This window comes from Streptacidiphilus rugosus AM-16 (assembly GCF_000744655.1).
Taxonomy (GTDB): domain Bacteria; phylum Actinomycetota; class Actinomycetes; order Streptomycetales; family Streptomycetaceae; genus Streptacidiphilus; species Streptacidiphilus rugosus.
The window spans coordinates 6985654-7007791 of the sequence record NZ_JQMJ01000004.1 but is presented as its reverse complement, the minus strand read 5'-3'; the positions used below and the strand labels follow the sequence as shown (position 1 = coordinate 7007791).

The window sequence follows — 22138 nt, the reverse complement described above, 5'->3', positions numbered from 1 at the left end:
GGGAACGAAGGATGGATGCAGGACAGTTGGCCGCCACCCTCGCCAAGGCGGGCGTCGATCCGCACCGGTACCGGATCGCGGGACGACCCGACCCAGCGGCGGGGGCCGGCTCCCGCGCGTCGCAGGAGGCGGTGCTGCTCACCGGGAGTGCACGCACCGGTACCTGGTACGTCAAGGGCGGCCAGGACGTGGTTCCCGGCTGGCCCACCGTGCTGCGCGAGTTCGCCGATGAGGCGCAGGCGTGCGCGTACTTCTGCGCAGAGCTGACCCGCCCGGACGGGAGTGCCTTCACCCAGGAGAAGGCACGCTGGGTGGAGACCGCCGAAGAACTGCGCGCCCAAGCGGAGACCGAGCTCGCCCGTCAGCACCCGGAGCGTGCCACCGAGCGGGCTCGCTGGCACCGCGAGTGGGAAGAGCGACGCGCGTCGGGGGCCCCTTTGATGACGCGCGATGAACTGCGCCGCGCCGCGGAAGTGGCCGGCACCTTCGAGCCGTACTGGATCGACCCCGGGCCAGCCGACCCGGTCATCGTGCCCGATTTCGATCCCGACAGCGACGAGACCTGGGAATCCCAGGAGACTGAGCCCTGGCCCGCGGACCACTTTCTCCTCGCCTGGGACGGATACGACGAATGCTGGGTGACCGGCAGTCGCCGACCGGGCGCACAGCCCGAATACCATCTCCGCTTCACCGCCGAGGATGAGGCATGTGCCTACGTCTTCGAGTACCTGACCAGCCCTCGCACGGTCCCACCCCGGCTTACCCCAGCCCAGTGGCAGGCCCTCCAGACCGAACAACCCAGCCCGGTTCTCACCCGCCCTTCGGGTACAGCGTCCTCGGCACCCACGGGCTCATGATCGTCCAGCGGCTGATGGACAACCACTACATCGAGGACGTACCCGCATGAGCATCCGAAAACTACGCGCTGCACGTCTAGCACCTGATCGGCGACATGACTGCCTCAGCTGAGGCGGTTGAAGAGGTCCGTCCGGCCGGGAGTGTCTGATCCTTGGCCCTTTAAAGACTTTCCTAGGCGTTGATGCTTGGAGCGTGAGCGTCAGCTGAGCAGGATGCGGTGGCGGAGAAGCGGGAAGCCTGCTCGGGCGTATGTTTGGCGTTTGATCAGTTTGATCTTGTGGTTGACGCCTTCGGTGCGCCCGTTGTGCCAAGGCAGGGTGAGTGCTGCGGTGACCGCGGCCTGGTCGCGTTCCAGACCTGTGGCGTAGGAGTGCGCAAAGGGGAGGTCGGCCTCCCGTGTCCGGCGGATCCAGTCGGTGAGGTGGATGGCATTCTCAGGCGCTGGGTTCAGCAGGGCGGCGAAACCGCGCACGAGCGCGGGGAGCGGTCATCTCCGGGCAACGCCAGTGGCGGCTTGGGCGCGCCGCGCGCCGTGGCCACCTCGGGCATCGACTGGCGGCGGCCGGGTCGAGGGGAGATGGTTGCGGCGGGAGGCTATCGGTGCTGCGCGGGCTGCCATGGCCGGTCGGCCAGGGACAGGGCCTCGTCGCGGGTGGGGAAGCCGCGGATGTCGGCGATCCGGTCGTCGGTGAGGCGGAACACCTGGAAGACGCGGTCGGGGCGTGGACCGCGCGGGCCGGCGGAGGGACCGGTGAGGGCCAGTTCCAGCACGACCGCGTGCGGGCGGAGGATCACCTCGTGCACGTGTGCCCGGACTCCGGCGGCGTGGAGGCGGCCGTGCCAGGCGAGCACGTCGGAGCGGGAGTGGCAGGTCTCCGGGGTCTCCTGCTCGCCGCCCCAGCGGACGTCCGGGTGGAGCATCGCGCCGAAGAGGCCGAGGTCGGCCGATTCCATCGCCTGGCGGAGGCGGTCGGCGAACGCGCGCAGGTCGTGGGGGTCCTGCGGGTCGGCGCTGTCCGTCATGGTCGCTCCAGGCTTGCGCGGCGGCGGTCCGGTGTCGCGTGGACCACGCTAGTCCGCGGCCGCCTCGGGGGCAGCAGGTCGATGGGGCGGGGCGCGGACGGCGGAGGCCCGGAACGGGGCGTCCGCCGTCCGCGCGGGAGGCGCTCGGTTCAGCTGCCGCTCGCGGTGAGCAGGGCGACCAGCCGCTCCCCGGTGAGGGCCTCGCCGCCGATGCCCCACGCGCCGTCAGGTGCGTTGAGGATGTTGACCCAGGTGTCCTCCGGGCGGTGTCCCGGCGTGGTGAGTTCGGCGACGATCCCGGTCGCCGCCTTGATGAACGCGGCGCGGGACTCCAGGGTCGGCAGCCCGACGTCGGGCAGCTTCAGCTCGACCATCACGACCGGACGGTTGGCGCCGCCCGCGTAGACCGACTCGGGCGGGAGCACGTGGACCGTGCCGCCGACGACGGCGAGGAAGGCGGGGTTCCCGGCGAGGCCGCTGGCCTCGGTGAGGGCGGTGGTGAGGCGGGGCAGGACGGTTCGCTCGCCCTCGGGGGTGAGCACGCCGCGCGGTGCGGTGACGGTGATGGGCATGGGGATCCCCTTCGCTCCGGACGGACGACTAGGTAGTACGTCCGTACTAGTGATGCTTCCACCATCGGCTAGGATGGCCGTACTAGTCAAGGCGTGGCGGAGCGGGAACGACGGCGAGGAGCGGACGGGCATGGCGGGTGACACCCGGGAGCGCATGATCGACGCCACCGTCGAGGCGCTGCAGCGGCGCGGGGTGGCGGGCATGTCCTTCACCGAGGTGCTGCGCGACAGCGGCGCCGCACGCGGTGCGATCTACCATCACTTCCCCGGCGGCAAGGGACAGCTGGTCGCCGAGGCCGCAGCCAGGAACGGATGCGACGTCCGCGACCGGTTCGCCGCGCTTCCGGCGGACGATCCGACCACCCTGGTCGAGGCTTTTCTCGCGCTGGTCCGCCCGGTCGTCGAGGCCTCCGCCGCCGGGGCCGGGTGCGCGGTCGCGGCGCTCACCGTCGCCTCCGGCGAGTCGGCGGAGAACGTCGTGCTGCGTGAGGTGGCCGCGACCGCCTTCGGCTCCTGGACCGAGGCCCTGGCCGACCGGCTGCACACCGCGGGACTCGCCACGCCCGCGGCGACGGACCTGGCCACCACCCTGCTCGCCCTGCTCGAAGGCGCGCACGTGCTCTGCCGGGCGGCGGGCTCGATCGCGCCCTTCGACCAGGCCGCCCGTACCGCGACTGCGCTGACCCGCAGCGGGTATCCGGGCTGAGCCCCCGGTCCGAGGAGGTCGACCGGGCGCGGCTAGCCGACGACGGCGACGCGGTGTCCGTGCGCGGCCGCGCCGTGGTGGTGCAGGCCGAGGCGCTCCAGCAGGGAGAGGTGGGACGGCTCGGCGTAGACCGTGTCGCCGTCGCGCACCGCCACCGCGGCGACGGCGTCGCGCAGGCTCGCGGCCCGGACCACGACCGGGTGGACCCGGACCGGCTCCTCCGGGCCGAACGTGTCGGTGACCAGCTCGTCGAGCTCGGCGCAGGCCTCGCGCTCCCAGGCGTCCTCCAACTCGGGGCAGGGATGGCTGCGGTAGAGCGCCTCGCCGCCGGTCGGCGTCCACGCCAGGACGGGCACCAACAGCGCGTTCCGCCGGCGCGCCTCCGCGGCCGCGCGGTGCAGCAGCGCCGCGTCGCCGACCCGGTCGCGCACTCCGACGATCACTCGGGAGGTCTCGGTCATGGCCCACGCTTCTTCCGCACGTCCGGCCCGCGGTCCGTCCCCGGGCCCGCCTCCATTGCACGTCGGTGCGGGGACGGACGGAGCTCTCCTGACGCGTCCCGTACGCGCCCGGCGCGGACCTTGACGCCGTCCTGACGCCGGACGGACCCCGGAGGGATCTCGGACAAACCCCCGGACGGCCGTGGCTGCCCGACGCTCCGCCCGTCCGGCCGACGCTCGACCCGCCCGCCCGACGCCCTGCCCGCCCGACGCCCTGCCCGCCGGACGCCTCGCCCGCTCGGGCGGACGCCTGGCTCCCGCCTACACCTCGATGTGGGAGCCCATGATGACCGTGCGGTCGCGCGGCAGGCCGAAGTACTCCGCGGCGTCGGCGGTGATGTGGGAGGTGGCGATGAACAGCCGCTTGCGCCAGGCCGCCATGGTGGGTGCCTGGCCGCGGCGCAGCTCGATCGTGGACAGGAAGTAGGAGGCGTTCTCCAGGTCCAGCGGCCCCTCGGTGGCCGCCGGATCCAGCAGCGCCAGCGCGGCCGGCACGTCGGGGGTCTCCATGTAGCCGAAGCGCGCGGAGACGTGGATGATCCCGTCCTGGCTGTAGCCGAGGTTGTCGACGGTGATCCGCTCCTCGGCCGGGACGCGCGGCACCGTGTCGGTCTCCAGGGAGAGGATCACGACCTGCTCGTGCCGCACGTGGTTGTGTTCGACGTTGGCCCGCATCGCCAGTGGGGTCGTGGTGTTGCCGCGGTTGAGGAAGACGGCGGTGCCGGGCACCCGCGCCGCGGGGACCTCACGGAAGTGGAGCCGGTCGACGAAGCCCCGCAGCGGGCCCTCCTGCCGCTCCCGCTCGGCGGTGACCAGCTGCCGTCCGCGCTGCCAGGTCGTCATCACGGTGAACGCGGTGAAGCCGATCAGCAGCGGCAGCCACGCGCCGTGGACCAGCTTGGTCACGTTCGCCGCCACGAACAGCAGGTCCACGGTGAGCAGCACCGTCGCTCCGGTGACGACCAGCCACAGCGGGGTGTTCCAGCGGGATCGGGCGATGTAGAAGAAGAGCAGCGTGGTGATGGTGATGGTGCCGGTGACGGCCATGCCGAAGGCGAAGGCGAGCGCGGCCGAACTGCGGAAGGCGAAGACCAGGGTCAGCACCGAGACCAGCAGCAGCCAGTTGATCCACGGGACGTAGATCTGGCCGCGTTCCGACTCCGAGGTGTGCGCGATGCGGAGCCTCGGCAGGTAGCCGAGCTGGGCCGCCTGCGCGGCGACCGAGTACGCGCCGGTGATCACCGCCTGCGAGGCGATCACGGTGGCGGCGGTCGCCAGGATGACCAGCGGCAGCCGTCCCCAGCCGGGCGCGAGCAGGAAGAACGGGCTGCTGATGTTCGTGTGGTCGGCCAGGATCAGCGCGCCCTGGCCCAGGTAGCTGAGCACGCACGCCGGGAAGACCAGGAACAGCCAGGCGCGGGTGATCGCCGGGCGGCCGAAGTGGCCCATGTCGGCGTAGAGCGCCTCGGCGCCGGTGACCGCCAGCACCACCGCCGCCAGGGCGAAGAAGGCGGTGCCGAAGTGCCCGAAGAGGAAGCTCAGCGCGTAGCTGGGCGAGAGCGCGCGCAGGATCCGCGGGTGGTCGACGATGCCGGTGACGCCGCAGGCGCCGATCACCACGAACCAGGCGATCATCACCGGCCCGAACAGGCTGCCCACCGTCCCCGAGCCGCGCCGCTGCACCAGGAACAGCACCACGATGATGGCGGCGGTGCCCGGCACCACCGCGCTGTCCAGCGAGGGCTCCACGACCTTGAGCCCCTCCATCGCGGACAGCACCGAGATCGCCGGCGTGATCATGCTGTCGCCGAGGAAGAGCGCCGCGCCGAAGATCCCCAGCGCGGCCAGCACGGCGGCGGTCTTCCGGCCCCGGGCGGAGGTGGACCGGCGCAGCAGGGTGATCAGCGCCATGATGCCGCCCTCGCCGTCGTTGTCGGCGCGCATGGCCAGCAGCACGTACGTGACCAGGACGATGACCACCACCGACCAGAAGACCAGCGAGACGACGCCGTAGACGTTCGCGTCGGAGACCGGCACGGGGTGCGGGTCGTCCGGGTTGAACACCGTCTGCAGGGTGTAGATCGGACTGGTGCCGATGTCGCCGAAGACCACGCCCAGCGCGCCGATCATCAGCGCCAGGCCCGCCGTGCCGCGCCTGCTGTCCGTCATGGGCTTCTCCTCCGCAGGGGCCGCCGGTCGGTTGGGCCGCTGAGCGGACGATAACGGATCTTCGTCAGCGCTGGCCTCCGGGCGTCCGAACACCTGAACCCGCTTGAACCCGCTTCCGGCCGTCGCCCGCCGTGACGAGGGGACGCCCCTCCGCACCAGGCTGAACGGAGCCTGCGACCTGCGGTTTCGCCTTGACAGGTGGGAGGGGCGGGCGTACAGAGAAGAGATGCACCTAGGTGGGCCGGAGAGGCTGCACCGCTCGGCCGGGAAGGACAAGGACGTGCCCGGTGCGGAGCGCAGCTGCGACGATCTGCAGGCGGACGCGGTGGAGCGCGCGATCACCGGGAGCGGCGCGTACGGCGCGCTGGTCTACCTGCGGTCCCGCGACCGGCGTTCGCTCATGCTGAGCACGATCGCCGGGCTTCCCTTGGCCGTCCTCGGGCCGTTCCGGCGCCTGTCGGTGCTGGGGGTGCTGCCCGCGCCGGTGGCCTACCGGTCCGGACGGACCGTGCACCTGTCCGGAGCGGAGGACACCATGCGGCGCTTCCCGCAGCTGCTGGTGGGCCTGCCCTACGCCTTCGCCTCGGCGTACGTGCCGGTGAGCGGCCGGGAGGAGACCTACGGCGTGCTGTGCGCGCTGTGGCCCGCCACTCCGGACGGCGTGCCCGCCGCGGCGCTCAGGCATCTGCGCCGGACCGCGCGCAGGTTCGGCGCCGAACTGGACCTGCTGGCCGCGGAGGGCGGGCAGGTGGAAGGCCGGCGCACGGTCGCCGAGCTGCCCTGGCCGCCCGACCCCGGCATCCGGCTCGGGCTGTTCGACCTGGACCTGGAGACGCGCGTCCTCACGGTCGACGACGAGGTGCGGGCCATCCTCGGGCTCGCGCCCGACGCCGGAACCGGCAACGGCACCGGAGCTGGCACCGGAACCGGAGCCGGCACTGGACCAGGCACCGGACCGGACAGCGGACCGGGCTCCGGACCAGGCACCCGACCAGGCACCGGAGCCGAGACCGCAGGAGGCGGCGCGGCCGACGCCTTCGGGGTGGACGCCCTCACCCTGGCGGTGGCCGCCGCGATCGAGCCCGGCGACCTGTCCAGGCTGCGGACGGCGCTGCGCCGGGCGGCCCGAACCGGCCGTTTCCGGCCCCTGCGGCTGCAGGTCACCGGTGAGACCCAGCGGTCCCGCCCGGTCCAGGTCTGGGGACAGGTGCGCGAGGGCGGGGACGGCCGCTCCGGACGGCACCTGGCCGGCGCGGTGCTCGACATCGGAACCGTGCCGGCCGCGGCGCAGGCGGTGGAGCGGATGCGCCGCGGCGTCTTCTCGCTCGACCCCGAAGGCCGGGTCGACTACGCGAACCTCGGCAGCGAGCTGCTGCTGGGGATCCGCCGCGAGGAACTGATCGGCCGACGGCTCTGGGAGGCGTTTCCCTGGCTGGCCGACCCCTCCTACGAGGACCGGCACCGGGCGGCGGTGATCTCCCGACAGCCGACCGCCTTCCTGGCCCGTCGGCCGCCCGACCGCTGGCTGGCGTTCAGGCTCTACCCCGACGCCCACGGCATGACGGGAACCGTGGTCGCCGGCGACCACCCGGAACGGAAGGGGCCCAAGGAGGGGCCACGGGACGGGGAACCAGGTCGGGACGCGACCGACGCGCACGACGGGCAGGACGGCGGCGCCACGGAGACGGTCGCGCCCGGGCCCGGCGCCGGGGTCATCTACCACCTGCTGCAACTGGCGAGCACCCTGGCGGAGGCCGTCTCGGTGCGCGAGGTGTGCGGGGTCGTCGCCGAGCAGATCCTCCCCGCGTTCGGCGGCCAGGAGGTGGCGATCTACCTGGCCGAGGACCACAGACTGCGGCTGATCCTGCAGGTCGGCTACCCCGAGGGCTTTCTGGACGCCTTCGAGGGCACCCCCGTCCGTGCCCGGGTGCCGGGGGCGGAGGCGCTGGCCACCCGCGCCCCGATCTTCTTCGCCTCGGTCGACGAACTGTCCAGCGCCTATCCCGACATCGCGCTCGACCAGATGTGCGCCTGGGCGTTCCTGCCGCTGATCGCCTCCGGGCGTCCGGTGGGCAGCTGCATCCTCGGCTTCGACGAACCGCACCGCTTCTCCCCGGACGAGCGCGCGGTCCTGACCGCACTCGGCGGTCTGATCGCGCAGGCGCTCGAACGCGCCCGGCTCTACGACGCGGAGTTCGCGCTCGCCCGGGGGCTGCAGCAGGCGCTGCTCCCGCACGCGCTGCCCCGGCTGGAGGGCGTCGGCGTCACGGCCCGCTATCTGCCCGGGACGCTCGGCATGGAGATCGGCGGCGACTGGTACGACGTGATCGTGACGACCCGTGGGCTGTGCCTGGTGGTCGGCGACGTCGAGGGGCACAGCGTCGCGGCGGCCGGGCTGATGGGGCAGCTGCGCAGCGCGGTCCGGGCCTTCGTGGCCAGCGGCTTCCCGCCGGGCGAGGTGCTCGAACACCTCAACCGGCTCCTGCCCGACCTGGACTCGCGCCTGCTCGCCAGCTGCTGCCTGGTGGAACTCGACCCGGCGTCAGGGCGGGCGCGCGGCGTACGGGCCGGACACCTGCCGCCGGTGCTGCGTCACCCCGACGGCCGCACCGAGGTGCTCGATCTGGGCGGTGGCGTGCTGCTCGGCGTCGACCCGTCGTTCCGGTACCCGGTGCAGGAGCTGAGCCTGGCGCCCGGGTCCGTGCTGGCGCTCTACACGGACGGCCTCGTCGAACGCCCGGGCATCGCCATCGACGAGGGCATCGACCGCCTGCAGGCCGTGCTGAGGCAGGTGGGCCCCCGTTCGCCGGAGTCGCTCGAGTCGCTGGCGGACCGGCTGCTGGCGGACACGCTGCCTCCGGCCAACCGGACGGACGACGTCGCGCTGCTGCTCGCCAGGCTGGACGGCTGAGCCTGCTGAGTCCGCGACGGGGCCTCAGTCCTTGACGCGGCCGGTCATGGTGGCGGCGAGCAGGGCCGCGGTCACGAGCCACGCGGCGCAGGCGATCCAGAGCAGGACCTGGCCGAGCGGGTGCAGCCAGGAGACGCCCGCGGCCGTGGAGGTTGACAGGGTGGCGACGGCGGTCATGCCGAGCGGGAAGACCGTGGCCCAGCGGCGGATGTTGTAGTGCAGCCTCGGGTGCCGGATCTCCGCGACCAGCAGCACGACGTACCAGGCCAGGTTCAGGGCGAGCAGGACCAGCGTGACGACGCGCAGCGTGGCGTGGGGCGCGCCGGTCCAGTGCGGCCAGGAGGTGAGCTTGGAGCCGGCCAGGGCGGAGATCGCCAGTGCGCCGGCGGCGATCCACTGGTCGCCCGAACCGCTGTCGACCTGGCGCAGGTCGAATCGGGTGAGCGCGGCGACGTACAGGGCCAGGCCCAGGACGAAGGTGGCGAGGCAGGGCCGGACGAGCCAGTCGCCGCGGTGCGCGAGGGCGAGGGTGCCGGAGAGCACCGCGAGCCCCTGGGTCGCGACGCAGACCAGGAACGCCACGCCGGGCAGATGGTGCTGCCAGTGCCGCAGCACGGCGGCCAGCAGGCCGGGCCAGGCCACGGCGGCGATCGCCAGCAGGACGGCGGCGGTGGTCTGCCAGCCGAACAGCGACAGCCGGGTGCCCAGCACGGTGGTCGCCGCCACGGCGGTCAGCGCGGGCGGGGTGTCGGCGTTGGCCACCCAGCGCCGGCGGTCGCGCAGGAAGGTCAGCGCGAAGGCGACCGCGAGCAGGACCCAGACGGCGGCGGCCACCACCAGCAGCACCTCGGACAGGAGGTCCTGGTGCACCAGGTGCAGACCGACGGACACGATGCCTGTCGCCATCACGGCGGACCCGGCGGCCGGTGGCAGCCGTGCCCACCAGCCGGTCGGCGCGGCGGGCTCGGTGGTCGCGGTCGACGCCGTCTGATTCATGGCCACCATGACATCCCGAACCGATGGCCCGCGCCTTCCACGACGTCCCGCGCTGACCCGCCCGGCTGACGCCCCGGAGCCGCCCCGCGCCGCCCGTCCCGGGGAACCGGTCCGTCGTCGCCGGGGGCATCGCGTGGCCCACCTGGGCTGGTCCGCGGCCTCCACGACGTCCCGTGCTGACCCGCCCGGCTGACACCCGTGGCGGGCCCGCGCCGCTCCGCGTCGGGAGCCGGGGTCTTTCCTGGGGCTGAGCCGACCGGCCGGTTCCCGGACCGATCCGCGTCGGCGGGCCCGACCGGTCGGCACCTCCCGACCCGGTGAGGCCGTCCGTCGCGGCGGGATCTGCCGGGGCGGGGAGCGGTGAACGGCGGTCGGAGGCTCGGACCGTAGTCGCGTGTGGGGAGCCGCGCCAGTGGCAAGGGCCGGGTGGGTGGTGTTGCCACCCGTTGTGGTGCGGCGAGGCGACCGGGGGCGGGTCTGCGGCTTGGATGACGAAGCACCAGGTGTCGGTGTCGTCGTCAGGAGGCCAGTGTGCGGGACGCCACGTCGGAGCCGGGGGCGCTGCTGCTGCAGGCCGGGCGTTTCCTCCACAAGGGGGAGCCCTCGGCGGACCTGCACCGGGTGGAGGTCGAGGGCGGCCGGGCCGGCGACGTGTTCTACCGGGACCGGTGGAGTCACGACAAGATCGTGTACTCGACGCACGGGGTCAACTGCACCGGCTCGTGCCGGTGGAAGGTCTACGTCAAGGACGGGATCATCACCTGGGAGACCCAGGCCACCGACTACCCCTCCGTCGGCGCGGACCGGCCCGAGTACGAGCCGCGCGGCTGCCCGCGCGGGGCCGCGTTCTCCTGGTACACCTACTCGCCGACCCGGGTGCGCTACCCGTACGTGCGCGGCGTGCTGCTGGAGATGTTCCGCGAGGCCAAGGCCCGCAACGGCGGCGACCCGGTGCTGGCCTGGGCGGAGATCCAGGGCGACCCGGAGCGCCGCCGCCGCTACCAGCGGGCCCGCGGCAAGGGCGGGCTGGTCAGGGCGAGCTGGGACGACGCGGTGGAGATCGTCGCCGCCGCCCAGGTGCACACCATCAAGACCTGGGGCCCGGACCGGATCGCGGGCTTCTCGCCGATCCCGGCCATGTCGCAGGTCTCGCACGCCGTCGGGGCCCGCTACCACGCGCTGATCGGCGCGCCGATGCTGAGCTTCTACGACTGGTACGCGGACCTGCCCATCGCCTCGCCGCAGGTCTTCGGCGACCAGACCGACGTGCCGGAGTCCGGCGACTGGTGGGACGCGGCCTACCTGATGATGTGGGGCTCCAACGTCCCGGTCACCCGGACCCCCGACGCCCACTGGATGGCCGAGGCCCGCTACCGCGGCCAGAAGGTCGTCGTGGTGGCCCCCGACTACGCCGACAACGCCAAGTTCGCCGACGAGTGGCTACACCCGCACCCCGGCACCGACGCCGCGCTGGCCATCGGCATGGGCCATGTGGTGCTGAAGGAGTTCTTCGTCGACCGGCAGGTGCCGTTCTTCGACGACTACGTCAGGCAGTTCACCGACCTGCCGTTCCTGGTCACCCTGACCGCCAAGGACGGCGCCTGGGTGCCGGACAAGTTCCTGCGCGCCGCCGACATCGCCGACCGCGGCGAGGGGGCCGAGTGGAAGACGGTGGTGCTGGACGAGCGGACCGGCCAGGCCGTCGTCCCCTCGGGCTCGCTGGGATTCCGCTGGACCGAGTCCGGCAAGGGCAGGTGGAACCTGGACCTGGAGGGGATCAGGCCTGCCCTGACCTTGCACGGCAACCAGGCCGCCAAGGGCGTCGAGGTGCTGCTGCCGCGCTTCGATACCGAGGGCGGCGAGCACGGCCAGGGCCGCGGTGAGGTGATGCGGCGCGGCGTCCCCGCCTTCCGGATCGGCGGGGAGGAGGGCCCGGTCGTCACCACCGTCTTCGACCTGCTGCTGGCGCAGTACGGGGTGGGCCGTGAGGGGCTGCCTGGGGAGTGGCCGACCGGGTACGAGGACGCGGCGCAGCCCGGCACCCCGGCCTGGCAGGAGGAGCACACGTCCGTGCCCGCGACGGCCTGCGCGCGCATCGCCCGCGAGTTCGCGCGGACCGCGGAGAAGTCCAAGGGCCGCTGCATGATCCTCATGGGCGCGGGCACCAACCACTGGTTCCACTCCGAGACGATCTACCGGTCCTTCCTGGCGCTGCTGCAGCTGACGGGCTGCCAGGGCCGCAACGGCGGCGGCTGGGCCCACTACGTGGGGCAGGAGAAGTGCCGCCCGATCACCGGCTGGGCGACGCTGGCCGGAGCGGCGGACTGGGCCCGCCCGGCCCGGCAGATGATCGGGACTGGCTGGTTCTTCCTGCACACCGACCAGTGGCGCTACGACCACTTCCGGGCCGACGTGCTGGCCTCCCCGCTGGGGGAGGGCCGCTTCGCGGGGATGACCGGCGCGGACTGCCTGGCCCAGGCGGCGCGCTCGGGCTGGATGCCCTCCTACCCGACGTTCGACCGCAACCCGCTGGACCTTGGCGACGCGGAGGACCCTGTCGCCTCGGCCGTCGCCGGTCTCACGGCCGGGACGCTCGGCTTCGCCTGCGAGGACCCGGACGCCGAGGCCAACTGGCCGCGGGTGCTGACCCTGTGGCGGGCCAACCTGCTGGGCTCCTCCGGCAAGGGCGCGGAGTACTTCAGCAAGCACCTGCTCGGCACCCACTCGAACCTGCGCGCGACCGAGGCCGACGAGGGGGTCCGGCCGCGCGACGTGACCTGGCACGACGAGGCGCCCGAGGGGAAGCTCGACCTGCTGCTGTCGCTCGACTTCCGGATGACCTCCTCGACACTGCTCTCGGACGTCACCCTCCCCGCGGCGACCTGGTACGAGAAGCACGACCTGTCCAGCACGGACATGCACCCCTTCGTGCACTGCTTCACCCCGGCCATCGACCCGCCCTGGCAGGCCCGTACCGACTTCGACGCCTTCCATGCGATCGCCTCCAAGCTCAGCGAACTGGCGGTCACCCATCTCGGCACCCGGCGCGACCTGGTCGCGACCGCGCTGGCGCACGACACCCCCGGCGAGATCGCACAGCCGGGCGGCGTCGCCCTGGACTGGCGGCGCGGCGAGTGCGAGCCCGTGCCGGGCAAGACCCTGCCGACGCTGACCGTGGTGGAGCGCGACTACACGGCGATCGGCGCGAAGATGGCCGCGCTGGGACCGCTGACCGAGAAGCTGGGCCTGCCGGCCAAGGGCATCGCGCTGCGCCCGGACGCGGAGGTCGCCGCGCTCGCCGCCAAGAACGGCACCGCCCAGGGCGGCCCGACGGACGGCCGCCCGCTGCTGGACACCGCCGTCAAGGCCGCCGACACGATCCTGATGCTCTCCGGCACCACGAACGGTCGCCTGGCGGTGCAGGGCTTCCAGACGTTGACCGAGCGCACCGGCCAGGAGATGGCCCACCTGGCGGCCGAGCACGAGGGCAAGCGGATCAGCTACGCGGACACCCAGGCCGCACCGGTCCCGGTGATCACCTCCCCGGAGTGGTCCGGCAGCGAGTCGGGCGGCCGCCGCTACACCGCCTTCACGCTCAACACCGAGCATCTGAAGCCCTGGCACACGCTCACCGGCCGCCAGCACTTCTTCCTCGACCACGACTGGGTGCACGAGCTGGGCGAGGCGCTGCCGGTGTACCGGCCGCCGCTGGACATGCACCGGCTGTTCGGTGAGCGCCGGCGAGGCGACGATCTGCACAGCGGGGAGCCGAGGCTGGGACCCGACGGGCAGCACGAGGTGACGGTCCGCTACCTGACCCCGCACAACAAATGGTCCATCCACTCCGAGTACCAGGACAACTGGTTCATGCTCTCGCTCTCCCGCGGCGGCCAGCTGATCTGGATGAGCGACCGGGACGCCGCCGCGATCGGGGTCCGTGACAACGATTGGATCGAGGCGGAGAACCGCAACGGGATCGTCGTCGCCCGCGCCGTCGTCTCGCACCGCATGCCGGCCGGCACGGTCTACATGCACCACGCCCAGGAGCGCACCGTCAACGTCCCGAGGACCGAGAAGAGCGGGCGGCGCGGAGGCGTCCACAACTCACTGACCAGGGTCGTCCTCAAGCCCACCCATCTGGTCGGCGGCTACGCGCAGCTGTCCTGGGGCTTCAACTACTTCGGGCCCACCGGCAACCAGCGGGACGAGATCACCGTCCTCCGCCGCCGCTCCCAGGAGGTGCGGTACTGATGCGCGTGAAGGCCCAGATCGCGATGGTGATGAACCTCGACAAGTGCATCGGCTGCCACACCTGCTCGGTGACCTGCAAGCAGACCTGGACCAACCGCTCCGGCGTGGAGTACGTGTGGTTCAACAACGTCGAGACCCGCCCCGGCCAGGGCTATCCGCGCCGCTGGCAGGACCAGCGGAAGTGGCGCGGCGGCTGGCGGCTGAACCGCCGCGGGCAGCTCACGCTGAACGCCGGGAGCCGGATCAGGAGGCTCGCCGAGATCTTCGCCAACCCGGTGCTGCCGGAGATCGGCGACTACTACGAGCCGTGGACGTACGACTACCAGAACCTCACCAACGCCCCGCTCGGCGACGACTACCCCGTCGCCGCCCCGCGCTCGCTGCTCTCCGGCCGGCCGACGGAGATCAACTGGAGCGCCAACTGGGACGACAACCTCGGCGGCATGCCGGAGCACGGCGACGCCGACCCGCTGGTGGCGAAGGTCCGCGAGCAGGCCGCGGAGAAGGTGAAGTTCGCCTTCGAGCAGACCTTCATGTTCTACCTGCCCCGGATCTGCGAGCACTGCCTCAACCCGGCCTGTGTGGCCTCCTGCCCCTCGGGGGCGCTGTACAAGCGGGACGAGGACGGCATCGTGCTGGTCGACCAGGACCAGTGCCGCGGCTGGCGGCAGTGCGTCACCAGCTGCCCGTACAAGAAGATCTACTTCAACCACAAGACCGGCAAGGCCGAGAAGTGCACCTTCTGCTACCCGCGCATCGAGGTGGGCCTGCCGACCGTGTGCTCGGAGACCTGCGTCGGGCGGCTGCGCTACCTCGGGGTGATGCTCTACGACGCCGACCGGGTCACCGCCGCCGCCTCGGCCAAGGACGAGAAGCAGCTCTACCAGGCCCAGCTGGACGTCTTCCTGGACCCGCACGACCCCGAGGTGCAGCGCGCGGCCGAGCGCGACGGCGTCGCCCACGACTGGATCGAGGCCGCCCGCCGCTCCCCGGTGCACGCGCTGATCAGCCGGTACCAGGTGGCGCTGCCGCTGCATCCGGAGTTCCGGACCATGCCCATGGTCTGGTACGTCCCGCCGCTCTCGCCCGTGGTCGAGGCGCTGACCGAGACCGGCTTCGACGGCGAGGACGCGGACAACCTCTTCGGCGCGATCGACACCCTGCGCATCCCGGTGGAGTACCTGGCGGAGCTGTTCACGGCCGGCGACGACGTCCCGGTGCGCGCCGCCCTGGAGAAGCTCGCGGCGATGCGCGCCCACATGCGGGCGGTGAACCTGGGCGACGCGCCCGACCCGTCGGTCGCCCAGGCGGTGGCGATGACCCCGCGCGAGGTCGAGGAGATGTACCGGCTGCTGGCCGTCGCCAAGTACGAGGAGCGCTACGTCATCCCGACCGCTGCGCTCGGCGACGCCCGGGCGCTGGAGGAGTCGGCGGTCCCCTCCGAATGCAGCGTCGGGCATCTGGACGCCGACGACCCGTACGACTCGGGCCCGTTCGGGGAGAACTCGGCGCGCAGTGCGAAGCGGAAGAAGCTGCCGATGGTGACCATCGAGTCCTTCCACGCACTGCGCAGACGGCAGACCTCCGACCGTGAGGAGGACGCCCGATGAGCCGGACCTCCTTCGACACGGCCGTCGTCCACCAGGCCGCCGCCTGGCTGCTGACCTACCCCGACGCGGACCTGGCCGCGGACCTGCCGCTGCTGCGCGCCGCCGTCGGCGCCGTGCGCGGCCCGGCCGCCGCGCAGCTGGGCGGGTTCATCGACCACGCCGACGCCACCGGCGTGGCCGGGCTGGCCTACCAGTACACCGAGGTCTTCGACTTCGGCCACCGGCACAGCCTCTACCTGAGCTGGTGGAGCGACGGCGACACCCGCCGCCGCGGCGCCGCGCTGCTGGCCTTCAAGCAGGCCTACCGCGCCGCGGGCTACGCGCCGACCGACGAGGAACTGCCCGACTTCCTGCCCGCGGTCCTCGAGTTCAGCGCGCGCACCAGGGACGACACGCTGCTGCGCGAACACCGGGCCGGCCTGGAACTGCTGCGTCTCGCGCTGTCCGAGGCGGGCACCCCCTACGCCGACGTCCTGGTCGCCGTCTGCGCCACGCTGCCGGGGCCCAGTCCCGCCGACCGCGCCCAGGCCCTGGCGCTGGCCCGTTCCGGGCCGCCGCGCGAGGACGTCGGCCTCGGCGGCGAACTGCCGCCCTACGGGCATCTCGCCCAGCTCCCCGTCCTGGCCACCGGAGGCCGCTGATGAACACCTTCCTGTTCGGGGTGCTGCCCTACCTCGCCTTCTTCTCCCTGGTCTCCGGACTGATCTGGCGGCACCGCTACGACCAGTTCGGCTGGACCACCCGCTCCTCGGCGGTCTACGAGCGGCGGATCCTGAACTGGGCCTCGCCGGCCTTCCACTACGGCATCCTCTTCGTCCTGGCCGGGCACCTCATCGGCCTGTTCGTCCCGGAGAGCTGGACCGAGAAGATCGGCATCAGCGAGCACACCTACCACCTGTTCTCGCTCATCGGCGGCACGTTCGCCGGGGTGCTCGCGATCCTGGGCCTGGCGACGCTGCTGTACCGGCGCCGCAGCAACATGCCCGTGCTGAAGGCGACCACGGTCAACGACAAGGTGATGTACCTGCTGCTGTTCGGCGAGATCTGCCTGGGCCTGTACGCCAAGCTGACCAACTCGAACCTGCACAGCGGCTACAACTACCGCACCACCATCGGCCCTTGGGCCCGCAGCCTGTTCACCCTGCACCCGAACCTGGGCGTGTGGGACGCCGTGCCCACCATGTACGAGGTGCACGCCGTCGTCGGCATGGTCGTGATCGCGATCGTGCCGTTCACCCGGCTCGTGCACATGTTCAGCGCGCCGTGGTTCTACCTCTTCCGCCCCTACCTGGTCTACCGCTCGCGCCCGGCCGGGCAGGTCGCCGAGCGTCCGCCGCGTCGCGGCTGGGAGAAGATCGATGCCTGAGGACGCCAAGCCCCGGCTGTTCCTGGTCCGCCACGGCCTCACCGAGTGGGCCAGGACCGGGCAGCACACCGGCCGCACCGACGTGCCGCTGCTGCCGCTCGGGGAGCGCCGGGCCCGCCTGCTCGGCGCCCGCCTGCAGGCCGCACCCTGGAACGGCCTGCCGGACTTCGAAGTCCGCACCAGCCCGCTCCAGCGGGCCCGCCGCACCTGCGAACTGGTCGGCTTCGGCGACCGGGCCGCGGACTGGGACGCGCTCGTCGAGGTCGACTACGGCGACTACGAGGGCCTCAGCACCGCGCAGATCCACCAGCAGCGCCCCGACTGGCAGCTGTGGCGCGACGGCTGCCCCGGCGGCGAGAGCCTCGACGCCGTCAGCGCCCGCGCCGACCGGGTCGTGGCCTGGGCCGTCGCCGGCACCGCCGACAAGCTGGTCTTCGCCCACGGCCACATCCTGTGCGCCGTCGCCGCCCGTTGGCTCGGCCAGGACGTCTCCTTCGCCGGGCAGCTGCGCCTGGGCCCGGCCTCCCTGTCGGTGCTCGGCTGGTACCACGGCACCCCCGCCCTGCACCGCTGGAACGACAACGCCCACGTCCAGGCCGACGTCCTGGTGGACACCGACCTCTGAGCGGGCCGGGCGGAATCCGCTGGCACACCGGTCCCCGTCGCGGCGAGACTGCCGGGGTGACGCTGCACGAGAACGAGATCCCCGCCGACGAGACACTCGTCCGCGCCCTGCTGACGGCCCAGCGGCCCGAGTGGGCCGGGCTGCGGCTCTCCCCGGCGGGCGCGGGCACGGACAACACCATGTACCGGCTGGGCGAGGACCTGCTGGTGCGGCTGCCGCGCACGGCGGAGAACGGGCGGTCGGTCCGCAAGGAGCAGGAGTGGCTTCCCCGCCTCGCCCCGCGGCTGAGCCTGCCGATCCCGGAACCCGTCCACACGGGAACGCCCACCGAGGACTTCCCGCTGGTCTGGTCGGTGTACCGGTGGATCGACGGCGAGGAGGCGGGCCCGGACAGCGTCGCGGACTGGCCCGCCTTCGGCGCCGATCTGGCGGCGTTCGTCACCGAGCTCCACGCCGTCGACCTGATGGGCGCGACCCGGGCGGACGGCCTGAGCTGGTACCGCGGCGGCAGCCTGGCGCCCTGCGACGCCTGGGTCGGCCGTGCTCTGGACGACTGCCGCGCCCTGGTCGGCGCCGAGCTCGACGTCGACGCCCTGGAGCGGATGTGGCGCGCCGGACTCGCACGTCCCGACTCCCCGGCCCCCCGGGTCTGGCTGCACTGCGACCTGAAACCCACCAACCTGCTCGCCCGCGACGGCGGCCTGCGCGCGGTGATCGACTTCGGCGCGCTCTCGGTCGGTTCCCCCGACGCCGAGCACGCCGCCGTCTGGGACCTGCCGCCGCAGGCCCGGCACGCGTACTGGGACGCGCTGGGCCTGGACGACGCGACGTGGATCCGCGCCCGCGCGTGGGCGGTGGCGGTCGGCGTCAGCGGGGTCTCCTACTACTGGCACACCTTTCCGGCCTTTGTGGCCGAGTGCCGCTCCCGCCTCACGGCGATCCTGGCCGACGCCGCCGGGCGCTGACCCGGGCATCCCGGCATCAGGACATCTCCGCGTCCGCGCCGTCCGGCGGCTCGCGGCGATCTGTCCGTATGCGCAGGGGTTCTGGTGGATCGTCACTGTTCTGTCACACCCGAGCGGAATGCGAAACCGGCGCGCGCCGGACCGTGTGTTCTCCCGCGAGAAGCGCCGGATGTTCCGGCCCGAACGTGTGGGGGAAGACAATGCAGCGCACTGACCTGGTCCGCGGAGCCGTGGCGATGATGGTGGCGGGAACCGTCGTCGGCCTGTCCGCCGCGTGCGACCCGGCCGCGACGGCCGGTGCGTCCCAGCCGACGAGCTCCGCCGTGGCGGTCAACAGCCAGACCTCCCCGTCGCCGCAGGCGAGTTCCACGCCCACCAGCACCTCGGGCACGGGCACGACGACCACCACGACCACCACGACCACGTCCGACACCATGCCGCACTGCGCCATCACCGACGTGAGCGTGGGCTCCGCCAAGTTGGCGACCGTCCGACCCAACGGCACCGGGACCGGCGCGGTGGTCGTGGCCGTCACCAACACCTCCTCCCACACCTGCTCGCTGCGGGGCTTCCCCACGGTGGCGGCCGCGGGCGAGGGCGCGCCGGACCACAACAAGCCGCTGACCGTGCGTCACAAGGGATCCGCCGTGACGGTCCCGCTCTCCCCGGGCGGTCGGGCCTGGGTGAAGCTCACCTTCGTCCAGGTGCAGGGCGAGGCCGACGGCTACTGCGTCTCGGGCGCGACGCCCGCCACCAACCCCACCATCGTCCTGGGCCTGCCCGGCGCGGGCGGACACCAGATCGGCATGGACGACGGCTCCATCTTCGCCACCTGCGACAACGTCGTCACGGTGACCGCGCTCTCGATGTCCAAGCCCGCCTGACGTCCGCTCAGGAACTCCGCGCCGCGGTGAGCCGCAACAGCTCGCGCAGCGGCGCGGTCGTGGGCGGGGCGGAGCCCTCCGGCGCGCAGGCGGCGTCCAGGGCGGGGCCGATCGCCGCGTCGAGGCCCTCGTCCAGGACGAGGCGGCGGCCGGACTCCCAGTCCAGCGTCCAACGGCCGCGCCGCTGACCCACGAAGGCGGCGAGCAGCATCGAGTAGAGGCAGTCGGACGCGGCGGCGCCGTTCATGGAGAGGCCCGCGGCCGGGGTGACGGTGCGGGACATGCCCTCGCGCGGCATCCAGTCGACGACGTCGGACCAGCGACCGGCGTCGATCACGTCGAGCAGCAGCGGCACGTCGACCTCGCGGCGCAGGACCGCCTTCGCCGCGGTGCGCAGCGCGGCGGACTCCTGGTCGAGTTCGGCGTTGCCTGCGGCGGCGGCCAGCTCCGTCCAGCCCAGCTGGGTGCGCGAGGCCGCGCCCGGCCGGGCGGAGACGACCAGGCCCGCGGTGACCACGGGATCGTCGAGCAGGGCGTCGGCGCGCGCGTCGGGATCGGCGTCCGCGCCGCGCGGGCCGGGGACCCCGGCCAGGGCCTGGAGCGCGGCGATGCGCTCGGCCGTCGGCGGGTGGGAGTCGTACGGCGACTGCTTCCGGCGCGGCGGGTCGGCGAGCAGCCGGGCGTGCTCCTGCCGCCACGCTTCGCTGCGCAGAAAGGCCTGGAAGCCGGGGACGACCTCCTCGGCGGTCGGGCGCAGGCCCAGGGCCCAGCCCATCCCGGCGTAGTCGCGGCCGAAGCGCTGATGAGCCTCGTCGAGCGGTGCGAGAGCCCGCAGTGCGCTGATCGTCGCCTCACGTCCGGCGACCCTCGCCGCCGCGGCGTCGGCGGCGAGCTCCTGACGTCGCGCCGACGCCTGACTCCTGAGCAGGCAGAACCGGGCGTAGCGACGGAACAGCGAGCCGATCCACTGGCCCCAGCCGCCCTCCTCGGCGCTGTAGCGGGCCAGAACCTGTTGCAGACCGGCCCGGTTACGGGCGACGATCCCGCCCAGGCGGGTGTCGCCGTGGCCGTAGTGCCCGAGCTCGTGGGCGATCACCGCGTCGAGTTCGGCCGTCGTCAGCCCTGTGAGCAGCGGCAACCCGAGCAGCATCCGGCGTCGGCCGGGGATCAGCCCCAGCAGCCAGGAGCTCTGCGAGACCGCGGCCTGCACGTCGTCCACCAGCCAGATCTCCGCGGGGGCCACCGTGTTAATCGCGGCGGCGACGTGGTCGACCCGCTGCCACAGTCGCGGCTGCTCGGTCCGGTGCACCCGGACCCCGGCCGGCCGGCGCCGGTTGCCGCCGCCGATGAACAGGCCGCGAAGCAGCGGGTACGCCAGCGCGAGGCTGACCGCCCAGACCTCCACCAGGATCATGCCGCCGCGGGCGCCGGCGGCGGCGGTGGTGCCGATGTCCAGGGCGACGATCGCGGCCAGCAGACCGAGGATCAGCGCGTAGAAACCGAGCAACAGGGCGAGCGCCTGCGCGGTGCGGAGGAAGGCGCGCACGGGGACCTCTTTCGCGGGAGCACCTGGAACTTCCCGGTGCGGCTGTGGACGGCATGATAGCCAGCCGCGCAGGCCTCGCCGACCCCTCCCACCTGGCCGTTCGCCTCAGGCGCGGCCGACGAGCGAGGCCAGCGCGGCGTCGAGACGGGCGGCGGCCTCGTCGGCGACGGGCTGCAGTTCCGGCAGGCCGGTCATGGCGACCATCGCCTGCGGGTCCATCGCCTGGACGAGCGTGTGCCCGCCCTCACGACGGACGACGACGTTGCAGGGCAGCAGCAGTCCGATGCTTCGGTCGGCGGTCAGCGCCTGATGGGCGAGCGGCGGATTGCAGGCGCCGAGGATCAGGTAGTCCTCCATCTTGACGTCCAGCTTGGTCTTCAGCGTCGCGGTGACGTCGATCTCGGTCAGCACGCCGAACCCCTGCTCGGCGAGGGCCGCACGGACGGCCTCGACGGTGGCGGCGAAATCGCCGTCCACCTGGACGGTGCGGTCGAAGGACATGGCTTCCTCACTTCGGCAAGCGTGCGGTTGGGGCGGGCGCGGTCTGCTTCCCGCCCTGCCAGGATACCCCCTGGGGTAATTTTCCCTCGGGACGTCCGCCCGGCTCCCAGGGTTCGGCGACCGAGCGGCCCGGCGGCGGCCCCGCGGCCCATCGCACTCGTACGGCTCCGTGTCGCCCCCGCTTCCGCGCCCCCGCTTCCGCGGCCCCGGCGACCGCCCTGGACTCCCAAGCGCCGCAGCCCCGCGGCTCGGCCCGCCCGGGCTTTTCCGGCTCCCTTGGGCCCACTTCGGCTCTCCGGCCCCGTTTGCTCGGCTCCCCCCGGATCCGTTGCCCCGGCGAGCGCCCGGGGGCTTCGAGGCGCCGTAGCCCGCGTGGCTCGGCCCATCCGAGCTTTCCCGGGTCCCTTCGGTCCCCGTGGCTTTCCGGCCTCGTTGGCTTGGCCCGCCTCCGCCTCCGGGGCTCGGTGGTCACCCGGGGCTCCGAAGCGCCGCAGCTCGCGCGGCTCGGCCCGCCCGAGTCTTCCCGGTCGCCACGGGCCACCCCCGGCTGCCCGACCCCGCCGGGCTCGCACGCTCCGGGTTCGCGGCCCTGATGTCTCCCGGCGGGAAATATACCGGTGGGGGTATATGTTGTGCCCCTCGAACCAATTACCCC

General features: G+C 72.9%; 17 protein-coding genes and 1 pseudogene. 10 read left to right on the top strand and 8 right to left on the bottom strand.

The window, feature by feature from the left end; translation table 11 throughout:
* Positions 1-11 precede the first annotated feature (11 nt).
* Complete coding sequence (locus tag BS83_RS40565; RefSeq protein ID WP_037608416.1) at positions 12-857, top strand: hypothetical protein; 846 nt, start codon at positions 12-14, stop codon at positions 855-857.
* Positions 858-1057: 200 nt separating this feature from the next.
* On the opposite strand, the pseudogene BS83_RS48145 reads toward BS83_RS40565, so the two are convergent.
* The 3 genes and pseudogenes from BS83_RS48145 to BS83_RS40550 all read right to left on the bottom strand — a co-directional run.
* A pseudogene (locus BS83_RS48145) lies at positions 1058-1358 on the bottom strand (transposase); the annotation flags it as partial.
* A gap of 94 nt (positions 1359-1452) precedes the next feature.
* Positions 1453-1881, bottom strand: coding sequence for a nuclear transport factor 2 family protein (locus BS83_RS40555; RefSeq protein WP_037608415.1), 429 nt, complete (start codon positions 1879-1881; stop codon positions 1453-1455).
* Positions 1882-2030: 149 nt separating this feature from the next.
* On the bottom strand, positions 2031-2453 hold the full coding sequence (locus BS83_RS40550) for a tautomerase family protein (RefSeq protein WP_037608414.1): 423 nt from the start codon (positions 2451-2453) through the stop codon (positions 2031-2033).
* A gap of 73 nt (positions 2454-2526) precedes the next feature.
* Between BS83_RS40550 and BS83_RS40545 the strand changes: the two genes are divergently transcribed.
* Positions 2527-3159, top strand: coding sequence for a TetR/AcrR family transcriptional regulator (locus tag BS83_RS40545; RefSeq protein ID WP_198035408.1), 633 nt, complete (start codon positions 2527-2529; stop codon positions 3157-3159).
* A 32-nt stretch (positions 3160-3191) separates the two neighbouring features.
* Here BS83_RS40545 and BS83_RS40540 read toward each other — a convergent pair whose 3' ends face one another.
* Positions 3192-3620 carry a hypothetical protein gene (locus BS83_RS40540; protein WP_051945235.1) on the bottom strand — a complete coding sequence of 143 codons (429 nt, stop codon included), beginning with the start codon at positions 3618-3620 and terminating at the stop codon, positions 3192-3194.
* Positions 3621-3920: 300 nt separating this feature from the next.
* Positions 3921-5828: a potassium transporter Kup gene (locus tag BS83_RS40535; protein WP_037608410.1), complete on the bottom strand. Its 1908-nt coding sequence runs from the start codon at positions 5826-5828 to the stop codon at positions 3921-3923.
* Positions 5829-6054: 226 nt separating this feature from the next.
* On the opposite strand from BS83_RS40535, the gene BS83_RS40530 reads away from it, so the two are divergent.
* Positions 6055-8739, top strand: coding sequence for a SpoIIE family protein phosphatase (locus tag BS83_RS40530; RefSeq protein WP_232248666.1), 2685 nt, complete (start codon positions 6055-6057; stop codon positions 8737-8739).
* A gap of 24 nt (positions 8740-8763) precedes the next feature.
* Here the strand turns inward: BS83_RS40530 and BS83_RS40525 are convergent, their stop codons facing one another.
* The gene (locus BS83_RS40525; protein ID WP_051945852.1) at positions 8764-9735 is read right to left on the bottom strand and encodes a tellurite resistance/C4-dicarboxylate transporter family protein; all 972 of its coding nucleotides are present in this window, start codon (positions 9733-9735) and stop codon (positions 8764-8766) included.
* A 531-nt stretch (positions 9736-10266) separates the two neighbouring features.
* Here BS83_RS40525 and BS83_RS40520 point away from each other — a divergent pair.
* From BS83_RS40520 to BS83_RS40490, 7 genes are all read left to right on the top strand, one after another.
* Positions 10267-13986: a nitrate reductase subunit alpha gene (locus BS83_RS40520; RefSeq protein WP_037608406.1), complete on the top strand. Its 3720-nt coding sequence runs from the start codon at positions 10267-10269 to the stop codon at positions 13984-13986.
* The gene (narH, locus tag BS83_RS40515) at positions 13986-15596 is read left to right on the top strand and encodes a nitrate reductase subunit beta (protein WP_037608404.1); all 1611 of its coding nucleotides are present in this window, start codon (positions 13986-13988) and stop codon (positions 15594-15596) included. The genes BS83_RS40520 and narH overlap by 1 nt, the downstream gene beginning before the upstream one ends.
* Entirely contained in the window at positions 15593-16237 is a 645-nt protein-coding gene (gene narJ, locus BS83_RS40510) for a nitrate reductase molybdenum cofactor assembly chaperone (protein ID WP_037608403.1), read from the top strand. Before narH ends, narJ begins: the two co-directional genes overlap by 4 nt.
* Positions 16237-16962, top strand: a complete 726-nt coding sequence (gene narI / locus BS83_RS40505) for a respiratory nitrate reductase subunit gamma (RefSeq protein WP_037608402.1) — start codon at positions 16237-16239, stop codon at positions 16960-16962. The genes narJ and narI overlap by 1 nt, the downstream gene beginning before the upstream one ends.
* Positions 16955-17587, top strand: coding sequence for a histidine phosphatase family protein (locus BS83_RS40500; protein ID WP_037608401.1), 633 nt, complete (start codon positions 16955-16957; stop codon positions 17585-17587). The genes narI and BS83_RS40500 overlap by 8 nt, the downstream gene beginning before the upstream one ends.
* 56 nt (positions 17588-17643) lie before the next feature.
* Positions 17644-18552 carry an aminoglycoside phosphotransferase family protein gene (locus tag BS83_RS40495; RefSeq protein WP_037608400.1) on the top strand — a complete coding sequence of 303 codons (909 nt, stop codon included), beginning with the start codon at positions 17644-17646 and terminating at the stop codon, positions 18550-18552.
* A gap of 200 nt (positions 18553-18752) precedes the next feature.
* A complete protein-coding gene (locus BS83_RS40490) occupies positions 18753-19436 on the top strand; it encodes a DUF4232 domain-containing protein (RefSeq protein WP_037608399.1) in 684 nt (227 codons plus the stop codon).
* Positions 19437-19443: 7 nt separating this feature from the next.
* On the opposite strand, the gene BS83_RS42680 is transcribed toward BS83_RS40490, so the two are convergent.
* Both BS83_RS42680 and BS83_RS40480 read right to left on the bottom strand, forming a co-directional pair.
* Positions 19444-20982 (bottom strand): M48 family metallopeptidase, encoded by a 1539-nt coding sequence (locus tag BS83_RS42680; protein ID WP_051945234.1) that lies wholly within the window; start codon positions 20980-20982, stop codon positions 19444-19446.
* Positions 20983-21087: 105 nt separating this feature from the next.
* Positions 21088-21483: a DUF302 domain-containing protein gene (locus BS83_RS40480; protein ID WP_037608398.1), complete on the bottom strand. Its 396-nt coding sequence runs from the start codon at positions 21481-21483 to the stop codon at positions 21088-21090.
* Between the last annotated feature and the right edge of the window lie 655 nt (positions 21484-22138).

Excerpts from the sequence above, each read along its gene's own strand:
- BS83_RS40565 (WP_037608416.1), top strand. The coding sequence starts at position 12 with ATGGATGCAGGACAGTTGGCCGCCACCCTCGCCAAGGCGGGCGTCGAT.
- BS83_RS40525 (WP_051945852.1), bottom strand. The coding sequence starts at position 9,735 with ATGAATCAGACGGCGTCGACCGCGACCACCGAGCCCGCCGCGCCGACC.
- BS83_RS40540 (WP_051945235.1), bottom strand. The coding sequence starts at position 3,620 with ATGACCGAGACCTCCCGAGTGATCGTCGGAGTGCGCGACCGGGTCGGC.
- narH (WP_037608404.1), top strand. The coding sequence starts at position 13,986 with ATGCGCGTGAAGGCCCAGATCGCGATGGTGATGAACCTCGACAAGTGC.
- BS83_RS40535 (WP_037608410.1), bottom strand. The coding sequence starts at position 5,828 with ATGACGGACAGCAGGCGCGGCACGGCGGGCCTGGCGCTGATGATCGGC.
- narI (WP_037608402.1), top strand. The coding sequence starts at position 16,237 with ATGAACACCTTCCTGTTCGGGGTGCTGCCCTACCTCGCCTTCTTCTCC.
- BS83_RS40530 (WP_232248666.1), top strand. The coding sequence starts at position 6,055 with ATGCACCTAGGTGGGCCGGAGAGGCTGCACCGCTCGGCCGGGAAGGAC.
- BS83_RS40555 (WP_037608415.1), bottom strand. The coding sequence starts at position 1,881 with ATGACGGACAGCGCCGACCCGCAGGACCCCCACGACCTGCGCGCGTTC.
- BS83_RS40480 (WP_037608398.1), bottom strand. The coding sequence starts at position 21,483 with ATGTCCTTCGACCGCACCGTCCAGGTGGACGGCGATTTCGCCGCCACC.
- BS83_RS40550 (WP_037608414.1), bottom strand. The coding sequence starts at position 2,453 with ATGCCCATCACCGTCACCGCACCGCGCGGCGTGCTCACCCCCGAGGGC.
- narJ (WP_037608403.1), top strand. The coding sequence starts at position 15,593 with ATGAGCCGGACCTCCTTCGACACGGCCGTCGTCCACCAGGCCGCCGCC.
- BS83_RS40500 (WP_037608401.1), top strand. The coding sequence starts at position 16,955 with ATGCCTGAGGACGCCAAGCCCCGGCTGTTCCTGGTCCGCCACGGCCTC.
- BS83_RS40545 (WP_198035408.1), top strand. The coding sequence starts at position 2,527 with ATGGCCGTACTAGTCAAGGCGTGGCGGAGCGGGAACGACGGCGAGGAG.
- BS83_RS40490 (WP_037608399.1), top strand. The coding sequence starts at position 18,753 with ATGCAGCGCACTGACCTGGTCCGCGGAGCCGTGGCGATGATGGTGGCG.